General features: G+C 63.4%; 7 protein-coding genes and 2 tRNA genes. 5 read left to right on the plus strand and 4 right to left on the minus strand.

Going from position 1 to position 9,129, the window contains the following annotated elements; genetic code table 11:
• Nucleotides 1-2,141, minus strand: a 2,141-nt coding sequence (locus tag ACEW8Q_RS03940; protein WP_373502751.1) for a caspase family protein, incomplete at its 3' end; no start/stop codon positions are given.
• 388 nt (nt 2,142-2,529) lie between these two features.
• Here ACEW8Q_RS03940 and ACEW8Q_RS03945 point away from each other — a divergent pair.
• On the plus strand, nt 2,530-3,810 hold the full coding sequence (locus ACEW8Q_RS03945; protein WP_373502752.1) for a DUF2254 domain-containing protein: 1,281 nt from the start codon (nt 2,530-2,532) through the stop codon (nt 3,808-3,810).
• Between the two features lie 63 nt (nt 3,811-3,873).
• Here ACEW8Q_RS03945 and ACEW8Q_RS03950 read toward each other — a convergent pair.
• Nucleotides 3,874-3,949 (minus strand) — tRNA-Asn (locus ACEW8Q_RS03950).
• Between the two features lie 137 nt (nt 3,950-4,086).
• Between ACEW8Q_RS03950 and ACEW8Q_RS03955 the strand changes: the two genes are divergently transcribed.
• Entirely contained in the window at nt 4,087-4,374 is a 288-nt protein-coding gene (locus tag ACEW8Q_RS03955; RefSeq protein WP_373502753.1) for a hypothetical protein, read from the plus strand.
• Nucleotides 4,375-4,380: 6 nt separating this feature from the next.
• Here ACEW8Q_RS03955 and ACEW8Q_RS03960 read toward each other — a convergent pair whose 3' ends face one another.
• Together ACEW8Q_RS03960 and ACEW8Q_RS03965 are read right to left on the minus strand one after the other, a co-directional pair.
• Nucleotides 4,381-6,225 carry a 1-deoxy-D-xylulose-5-phosphate synthase gene (locus ACEW8Q_RS03960; protein WP_373502754.1) on the minus strand — a complete coding sequence of 615 codons (1,845 nt, stop codon included), beginning with the start codon at nt 6,223-6,225 and terminating at the stop codon, nt 4,381-4,383.
• A gap of 108 nt (nt 6,226-6,333) precedes the next feature.
• A tRNA-Cys gene (locus tag ACEW8Q_RS03965) sits at nt 6,334-6,407 on the minus strand.
• A gap of 156 nt (nt 6,408-6,563) precedes the next feature.
• Here ACEW8Q_RS03965 and ACEW8Q_RS03970 point away from each other — a divergent pair.
• From ACEW8Q_RS03970 to ACEW8Q_RS03980, 3 genes are all read left to right on the plus strand, one after another.
• Nucleotides 6,564-7,232, plus strand: coding sequence for a protein-L-isoaspartate O-methyltransferase (locus tag ACEW8Q_RS03970; protein ID WP_373502755.1), 669 nt, complete (start codon nt 6,564-6,566; stop codon nt 7,230-7,232).
• Nucleotides 7,233-7,353: 121 nt separating this feature from the next.
• A complete protein-coding gene (locus ACEW8Q_RS03975; RefSeq protein ID WP_373502756.1) occupies nt 7,354-8,709 on the plus strand; it encodes a TolC family outer membrane protein in 1,356 nt (451 codons plus the stop codon).
• Nucleotides 8,710-8,812: 103 nt separating this feature from the next.
• Nucleotides 8,813-9,129 (plus strand): hypothetical protein (locus ACEW8Q_RS03980; protein ID WP_373502757.1); only part of this gene is annotated, 317 nt, incomplete at its 3' end.

The following is a 9,129-nucleotide window of genomic DNA, read 5'->3' on the forward strand; positions in this document are numbered from 1 at the left end:
GTCGTGGCGCCCTGGACCCCGTTCAGCAGCATCGAGAGCTTCTGCTTCGATCCGCGCTGGCCAGGCATTTCCACATCGCGGGTCTGCTGCATGCCCGCAAGGGTGGGCTGGGTGAGCGAGCAGAGGCGCGGTGCCGAACCGCCCTTGCTGTCCTTCGGCACGGCGAGCACCACGAAGTTCTCCGCGCCGACCGTTGACGGCTTGGCCGACTTCTCGTCCCAGGTGTCGATCCAGAAGCTGAACGTCAGCTTCCTGCCGGTGCCGGCGGGTAGCGAGCGGACGCAGCCGGACTTAGCGGAGCTGGCTGGCATCGCGGATACACCGCCCAGCGCATCGACATAGAAACCGGCGACATAGTAGTCGATGTCGCTGTCGTTCGAGACCTCGATCGAGACATAGTCGCAATTGCCAGCACCCGCCGGAATGAGCGGCGAGACGGGTGAGGCCTGCGCCATGTCGGGCTTCGTGCTCATGTTGCAGGCGGCCTTTGAGTCGGGTGCTGCCGAGGGCTGCATCGCGGCCTGAACCAGAATGTCGCCGTCGGAGGTTCCGGCACTGTCGAGGGCAGATGCCACCCGCACGAGCTTGGTGGCGCGGGCGAGGCTCCACACCGCCGTCTTCACGCTCGTCGCCAGCGTGGCCTGATCGCCTGACAGGGGCAGGCTCGGCGTCTCGTCATATGCGCCGGGCGCCGTCACCCAGGGCCTGTCAGGCCGGACCACCCAGAGGCGGCCGTCCTTCACGCGGAGCAACACATCGGCATCGGGATTGCCGGGCTTGCCCATCTCGATGCCGATCGATTCGGCACCGTACTTGAAGCTGTCGGACAGAGCCTGGCTGACCAGTCCCTTCGAGGCTTCGTCGGCAAAGTCCGCGGCAGGTGGCGGCGACACGAGGAAGCGAAAGCTGATGGCAGGCGTATCCACCACGGCGGCGAGCGTGCCGCGGTCAAACGCAGTGGCGCCTTCTGCCCATGACAGGTTCTCGGCCGTTGCCGTAACGGCCGTCGCCCCGGTTACCTCCGCATGGGCGACCGGCTCGTCGAACTTGCCCGGCGCGTAGAGGGCCAGGGTCGCGCCGACATCATAGCCCTGCAAGGCTCCGACGGGGAGGGTGAGCTTGCCATCCGCCAGGATGCCGTTGGCGGAATTCGGCAGCATTTCCGCCGTGCTGCCGGGTACGGGCGCGTCGAGGTCGCCGTCGAACACGGGCGGCGGCACCTTGCCGCCGGTATGGTCCATGTTGAGCTCGGCCATGATCTCCTGCGCCAGGTCGCGGAAGGTCTGGGCCGTGTTGCGGGTCAGCGCCCGGTGCAGCAGGTAGGTAAAGACACCCATGCGCTGCGTGTCCTCGTTGTCGCCGATCATCGGCATGTTGTAGCCGGCGAAGGACCGCTCGATGGCTTCGTCGTAGGATTCGACCGCATAGAAGCCCACAAGCCCGCCTTCGCCAGCGCTGTGCTTCGCCTTGAGTGTGCCTTCACGGGTGCCACCGCGCGAGGCTTGCGGTGCTGCCGACGGGATTCCGAGGCTCGCGGGATCAACCGAGCGCGTGACGGTATCGCCGCGGGTGACGGTGCCCGAATGGCAAGCGTCGATGACGGCCCAGACAAAGGCGCCCTTGGCCCGAATCGCCGCGATCTTGCGCCCCAGCACGTCATCGATGATGGAGTTCTTCAGGGTCATGTTGATGGGGTCGTAGGCGCCGACATCGGACGGAAGCAGCACCTGATCCATGCCGTCGGCCTCCGGCTCGTCCTCGGGCTCGGCCGGATTGTCGGGCTGGAGGGTGCCGTGGCCCGAGTAATAGACGAAGATGGTGTCCCCCCTTTGGGCGGTTTCCGCCAGGCGGTCCAGTTCGCGCAAGATGTTGGTACTTTCCGCCAAGCCCTTGGCAACGGGGAAGTTTTCGTCCTTGGGCAGGCCGTCTGTGAGAACCGCGATGTCGCCATCCGCCACGCCCCGGTCCTTCAGCGCACGCCACAGGATTGAGACGTCGTTCCGTGGTCCCAGCAAGTCCTTGATGCCGGAAGCCTCATTGTAGTCGGCCACGCCCACCAGGAGCGCCATGGTCTTGGCCTCGGCGGCCACGGGCGCGGCGAGCAGGGCGCCCGCCAGCAGAAGCGTCTTCAAGCGTTTCAACGAAATCCTCCCAAGCAGCGGAACCCCTCCGCAGACCTATCAAAACACAGGAGAATTGTGGCGCAACAACGAAACGCCGGCTGCCAGCTGTGATGTTGACTAGCGCGGGCGCGATCCGGTTGCCGGGCAGGTGGAGTCTTGCACCACATGCCGTTATGAGCAAGTCTTCCAAGAATTCACCCCGTTGCCCGGCGCTAAGGTCCCTCCCATGTTGCAATTGAACGAAAATGCCAGACTTCCATTCGCCGCATCATCGCCAAGGTTGATACGCTGATGGCGCTGTCAAACCGGCGGGAGGCGAGCCTCACTGGGACCGCCGCCACTTGACTGGTGAATTGCTCACCGAAACCCTGACTTGGGCCGGCGATCTTGAACCGGAGGCGGCGGAATGATGCCGCGGTGGCAATGGCTGCTCACGCTATTCGCGCGCAAGCTCTGGCTTCGCGTCAGCGTGATGGCGCTGATCGGCGTCGCCACAGCCGCTGCCGGCATTTTCTTTGCGCCCTACGTTCCAGATGCCTGGACGATCAGGATCGGCGCGCAGGCAATCGACGGTATCCTCAACGTATTGGCATCAAGCATGCTCGCGGTGACGGTGTTCTCGGTCAGCACGATGGTTGCAGCCTATGGCGCGGCGACCAGCAATGTCACGCCGCGCGCGACAAGATTGCTGATGGAGGACAACACCAGCCAGAACGTGCTTGGCACCTTCATCGGCTCGTTCCTGTTCAGCCTCGTTGGCATCATCGCCCTGAGCACCGGCCTCTACGGCTCGCAGGGGCGGGTGATCCTGCTCATCGTGACGGTCGGCCTGATTGCGCTCATCGCCGTGACGATCCTGCGCTGGATCGACTATCTCGCCCGGTTCGGCCGGCTCGGCGAGACGATCCAGCGTGTCGAGGCGGCGACATGGAAGGCAATGAAGACTCGGCTGGAACATCCTCATCTCGGCGGGCGGCCGATGGACGGCGGCCCGCCAGAAAGCGCATGGCCGGTTTTCGCGCCGACGATCGGCTATGTCCAGCACATCGACATCGCGGCGCTGGAGCACTGCGCCGGCAAGGCTCACAGCGAGGTCTTCGTGCTGGCGCTGCCCGGCGCCTTCGCCGATCCGGCGCGGCCGGTCGCAATGGTATCCGGTACGCAGGACGGGGGGTTCGGGAAGGCGGTGGCGCAGGCCTTCACGGTCGGCGCGGAACGGACCTTCGATCAGGACCCGCGCTTCGGACTGTGCGTGCTGGCCGAAATTGCCTCGCGGGCGCTGTCGCCCGCCGTCAACGATCCGGGAACGGCGATTGACGTGATTGGGCGCGGTGTCCGGTTGCTGGCGCAATGGGTGCGTTTCGACACGCCGGAAAACGCGGGCGAGATCGAGTGTCCGCATGTGCATGTTCCCGCCATCGCGGCCGGCGACATGCTGGACGACATCTTTGCACCGATCGGGAGGGATGGCGCCGGACTGATCGAGATTCAGCTTCGGCTTCAAAAGGCATTCGTCGCGCTGATCACGGCCGACCGAGACATGATTGGCGCTGATGCCGAACGACACTCGGCCTTGGCGTTGAAGCGTGCGGAAACCGCTCTGATGCTGGAGGAGGAGAAGGAGGCTGTGCGATTGGTGGCTTCGATGATCAGCGTGGCCGGTGAACGCCGGATCATTGCGCGATGAACGATCACCGCGCTCGGAAATGAAAACGCGCCCGGACGAATATCCGGGCGCGTTCCTGAGATTTGGCTCCCCGACCTGGACTCGAACCAGGGACAATTCGATTAACAGTCGAATGCTCTACCAACTGAGCTATCGGGGAATGCTGCGGCGCGTATAGCAGAGCGTTTTGCTGGCGAAAAGCACTTTATCACAGGAAACGATCTTCCGTGCATATCCGCGCCGCCGCAACCATATAATGCGTCCAAACTCGATACAGTGCGGACAGATCAAGGGCCTATGACAAAAATCAACATTGCCGGGCGCAAGATTCCAGTCCCGGGCCATCGGGTTGTCCGGATGGGGCTGGGCGGATTGCTGGTTGCTGGCGGGACTGTCGGTTTCCTGCCGGTTCTTGGCTTCTGGATGATTCCCGCAGGGCTTGCGCTGCTTGCGGTTGATGTGCCGCCCATCAGGCGATTTCAGCGCAGGTCGACCGTCAAGCTCGGCAACTGGCTGCACCGGCGTTCACCGGGGTGGGCGTCGAAACTGGGCTACGGCAAGCCGCGCAAGGACCGTACCCTGTGAAAGGTCTCAATGCCTGCTGCGGCCTGCGTGTGCAGGAACGCGATGGTAGCCCTTGAAGGCGGGCATCTGGCTCGATGTGGCGTGAAGGGTTCTGATACCTTCAGTTATGGATGCGCCGTCGAGGCCTGCCTCGACATATTGCTCGGCTGGCGTGCCATGCGAGACAAACGCATCGGGCAGGGTGAAGCTGCGGAACTTGAGCAGTCCCAGCAGGTCGCGCGATGCCAGATGCTGCAGCACATGGGAGGCGAATCCGCCGACAGCGCCATCCTCCACCGTGACCAGAATCTCGTGCTCGCGGGCAAGCCGCTCGATCAGCAGCGTGTCCAGCGGCTTGCAGAAGCGGGCGTCGGCCACAGTTGCAGAAATACCCATTGCCGAGAGTTCGCGGGCGGCATCGAGGCACGCCTCGAGCCTGGCACCGAGGCAAAGGATCGCCACGTCGTTTCCTTCGGTCACGATTCGTCCGCGTCCGATCTCCAATGGACGGGTTTCGCAGGCGAGGTCGGGGCCCGAGGCTGCGCCGCGCGGATCGCGGAAGGCGATTGGGCCGTCATAATTTGCCATGGCGGTCGCCACCATGCGCCGCAGTTCGATGGCGTCGGCCGGCGCCATCACCACCATGCCGGGCAGCATGGACATGTAGGCGAGATCGTATGAGCCTGCGTGAGTGGCGCCGTCCTGTCCCACCAGACCAGCGCGGTCGATGGCAAAGCGAACGGGCAGGCGCTGCAGGGCCACATCGTGGACGATCTGGTCGAAGCCCCTCTGCAGGAAGGTCGAATAGATGGCGCAGACCGGCTTCATGCCTTCGGAGGCAAGCCCCGCGGCGAGTGTCACCGCATGCTGCTCGGCGATGCCGACATCAAAGGTTCGCGCAGGAAAACGTTCGCCGAAGAGGTCAAGTCCGGTGCCCGACGGCATGGCGGCCGTGATGGCGACGATCCGCTCGTCCTGCTCGGCCTGCTGGATCAGGCTGCTGGCGAAGACCTGCGTGAAGGTTGGCGCATTGGCCTTGGCCTTGGCGAATTCGAGCGTCACCGGATCGAACTTCGAGACGGCGTGATACATTTCCTTGTCGGGCCGCTTGAAGGGGTGGCCATGTCCCTTTTCGGTGACGACGTGGACGAGAACCGGCCTGTCGCCGGGCATGTCGCGCAAGCCTTCCAGCGTGTCGACCAGGCTTCCGACATCGTGCCCATCGACAGGGCCGACATGACGGAAGCCGAGGCCCTCGAACAGGCTGCCGGTTCCGGATTGGCGGAGTGTCTTAAGGTGATCGTTGAGGGCGCCGACCGCAGGGGCAATCGACATGCCGTTGTCATTGAGAATCACGATCAGGCGGCTGCTGAGGCTTCCGGCATGGTTGAGGGCCTCATAAGCCATGCCTCCGGTGATGGCCCCGTCACCGATGATGGCAATCACATTGTTGGTGCCGCCGGTGAGGTCGCGGGCGAGCGCCATGCCGAGGCCGGCCGAGATCGAGGTGGAACTGTGGGCCGCGCCGAAGGGATCGTAAGGGCTTTCGCTCCGCTTGGTGAAACCGTAGAGCCCGGACTTCTGGCGGATGGAGCGGATGCGGTCACGCCGCCCGGTGAGGATCTTGTGGGGGTAGGCCTGATGGCTCACATCCCAGATCAGGCGGTCGCGCGGCGTATCGAAGACATAGTGAAGTGCGACCGTCAACTCGACGACGCCAAGGCCGCCGCCGAAATGCCCGCCGGTTTCCGATGCCGCAGCGATGATCTCGCTGCGGAGCTCATCGGCGAGTTGGGGAAGATCACTTTTGCCAAGCGTGCGCAATGAATCGGGGGTGGGGGTTCGGTCGAGCAGAGGTGTCAATCTGTCCATACACAAAAACGTAACACGGGATTGACACTTCGCCAAGTCCTGTCTGCCACGAAAATGTGCAACTCCCGCGCCGGACGGCGGGTCAATCTTGCGAGCGATGTGGTGACTTGGAGGCCTCGCCCGGAATCGAACCGGGGTGCAAGGATTTGCAGTCCTCTGCGTAACCACTCCGCCACGAGGCCTTCGGGCGCGGCTTATAGATGAAGCCCTCAACCGAAACAACCGCTTCCGTGAGAAACATGTTAGTAGTGAATGATGGATGCGCGCGAGTGGACTTGTCCGTCGTCTTTGGCTAACAGGAAGGCTGAGTTGAAAGCATATCCCTGACCAGGAAGACGATGACCGAGTTTAACGCCGCCCGTTCCAACATGATCGAATCGCAGGTACGTCCCAACGGGATCACCGACCGGCGCATCATCGCGGCGATGGAACAGATCGCGCGCGAGGATTTCGTTCCCGACAGCCGCAGGGCGATTGCATATGTCGATGAGGATGTGCCGTTGTCGCCGTCCGACGCAAGCCGTGGGCCGCGTGCCCTGATCGAGGTCATGGCTTTCGCGCGGATGCTTCAGAATGTGGCGATCAAGCCGGTGGACAAGGTTCTGGTCGTGGGGGCGGGTACAGGCTATGGCGCAGCCGTCGTGTCGGCGCTGGCTGGCAAGGTCTTCGCGCTCGAGTGCGATCCCGGCCTTGCGGCGCAGGCTCAGCATAATCTTTCCGGCCTGTCCAACGTGAGCGTTTACGAAGGCAGTCTTGAAGCGGGCCTGAAAGGCGAACAGCCTTTCGACGTCATCATCGTGGAGGGCCGCGTGGGCGAGGTGCCGAAGGGGCTTCTCGACCAGCTTGGACATGAAGGCCGTCTCGTGGCAGTTGTCGGCGAGACGGAAATGGCGCAGGCTTGCGTCCATACGAAGTCGGGGGCGGCGGTGGCGGTGCGGAAGGCGTTTGACGCCTCCGTGGCGGCACTTCCAGGGTTCCGGAAAGTGAAGCCCGCCTTCGTGTTCTGAGGCGGTCTGGACGGCGTGTGTGGTGTTGCGTCCGGCTGGGGAGGCCTTTCCCGGCGATGAACTGGATATGGTGAGTTGGATGAGACGGAACTGGGTTCGAGGCTTGCTTTGCGGCGCAGCCATGTCGGTGGTGGCTGTCGTTCAGTCTGGCGCGGCGCTGGCCGATTCGCTGACAGTGGCCATGGAAAAGGCGTATGCGACCAATCCAACGCTCAATGCCGGACGGGCCGGTCAGCGCGCGATTGACGAGCAAGTGCCGCAGGCGCTGTCTGGCTGGCGCCCCAGCGTAACGGTGCGCGGCGAAGCCAGCCGTACCATCGAGAACACCGCATCGAGTGGCGCTACGCTGTTCGGCCCCGGGTTCAAAACGCGGCAGACGGACACTGCCGGGGTGAATATCACTCTTAGCCAGCCGGTATTCCGTGGCTTCCGAACCGTGGAAGGCACGCGGGCCGCCGAAGCGCGCGTCGATGCCGGCCAGCAGAACCTTCTGCAGACGGAGCAGCAGGTGCTGTTCAACGTCGTGCAAGCCTACATGAATGTCTATTCGGGCCGGCAGCTTGTCATCCTGCAGAAGCAGAACGTGGCGGCTCTCGAGGCCCAGGTCAGAGCAGCGAACGAACGCTTCAATGTTGGCGAGATCACCCGCACCGACGTGGCCCAGGCCCGCGCGCGGCTGGCGCAGGCCATGTCGACATTGACGGACGTCGAGGCCACGCTCGCGGGAGACGTTGCCGAGTACCTTCAGGTCATTGGCGACGAGCCTGGCAAGCTGAGTTATCCGAAGATCAAGCAATTGCCGAAGAACCTGAAGTCGGCGCTGCAGATAGCGGGTGAGATGAATCCGCAGATTCTTGCGCGGGCCTTCGTCGAAGTTGCAGCCCAGCATGACATCGGCGTGGCTTTCTCGGGTCTTCTTCCGCAGGCCAGCCTCGAAGCGTCCGCGAGCATCCTGGATCCGGATCTCAGCAGCAACGTGAGGCAGAACAGGACTGCCTCGGTCTCGGCCAACTTGGCGGTTCCGCTCTACGAGGCCGGGCTCGTCTATTCGCAGGTTCGTGAAGCCAAGCAGATTGCCAGCCAGCGCCAGATCCAGGTTATCGAGATCGCGCGTGCCGTCCGCCAGGCCGTCGCGGCAACTTGGAATGCCTATATCGGCGCCGGAAAGATCATCGAGAATTCGCGGACCCAGGTGTCAGCTGCTCAACTGGCCCTCAGCGGCACCCAGCAGGAATATGAGGCAGGAACGCGCACGACGCTCGATGTGCTCGACGCGCAGCGCGAACTGGTCACCGCCAAGGTGCTGCTGGTACAAGCGGAAAAGCAGCGCGTGATCTTCGGATTCCAGCTGCTGTCCGCCATTGGCCATCTGACGGCGAAGGATATTGGTCTCAATGTCGCGATCTATGATCCGCAGGAGAACTACAACCGGGTCCGCAACAAGTGGATCGGTACGGATGTGGATACCGCCCAATAGTTTGACCGGGCGTATCGACAAGACTCAAGGCCTCGCGTAATCCTGTCCGCCATTGGATGCGTCCGGATTCCCGAGGGTGGCCGAATTGACTGCAGAACCGAGAATGGAAGAGCTCCTTGCGTCGATCCGCAAGGCTATCCATGACGATATCGGTGAAGTCCCGGCCTCGATGTCGTCGCGTGCATCGGGCTCCCTGCAGCGTGGGGCAACCCGTGAACTTCACGTGAAGGTGAGCGAGGACAATCTGTCCGCCGCAAGCGAAATCCAGCAGCTTCGCGACAAGATCAACCGCACCAGGACCAGCGATGCGCTTCCCGCACGTGAGCCTGTGGCGCGTTCTCCGGGCCTTGCCGCCGCGCTGCAGGCCGAACCGCCCCGGCGGTCGTGGCGCGATATCGAACCCCAGCCGCGGCTGCGCGC

Source organism: Aestuariivirga sp. (assembly GCF_041738905.1).
Taxonomy (GTDB): domain Bacteria; phylum Pseudomonadota; class Alphaproteobacteria; order Rhizobiales; family Aestuariivirgaceae; genus Aestuariivirga.

Coding starts and splice junctions, on each gene's coding strand:
- ACEW8Q_RS03945 (WP_373502752.1), top strand. CDS start 2,530: ATGATGCCGCGGTGGCAATGGCTGCTCACGCTATTCGCGCGCAAGCTC.
- ACEW8Q_RS03955 (WP_373502753.1), top strand. CDS start 4,087: ATGACAAAAATCAACATTGCCGGGCGCAAGATTCCAGTCCCGGGCCAT.
- ACEW8Q_RS03960 (WP_373502754.1), bottom strand. CDS start 6,225: ATGGACAGATTGACACCTCTGCTCGACCGAACCCCCACCCCCGATTCA.
- ACEW8Q_RS03970 (WP_373502755.1), top strand. CDS start 6,564: ATGACCGAGTTTAACGCCGCCCGTTCCAACATGATCGAATCGCAGGTA.
- ACEW8Q_RS03975 (WP_373502756.1), top strand. CDS start 7,354: ATGTCGGTGGTGGCTGTCGTTCAGTCTGGCGCGGCGCTGGCCGATTCG.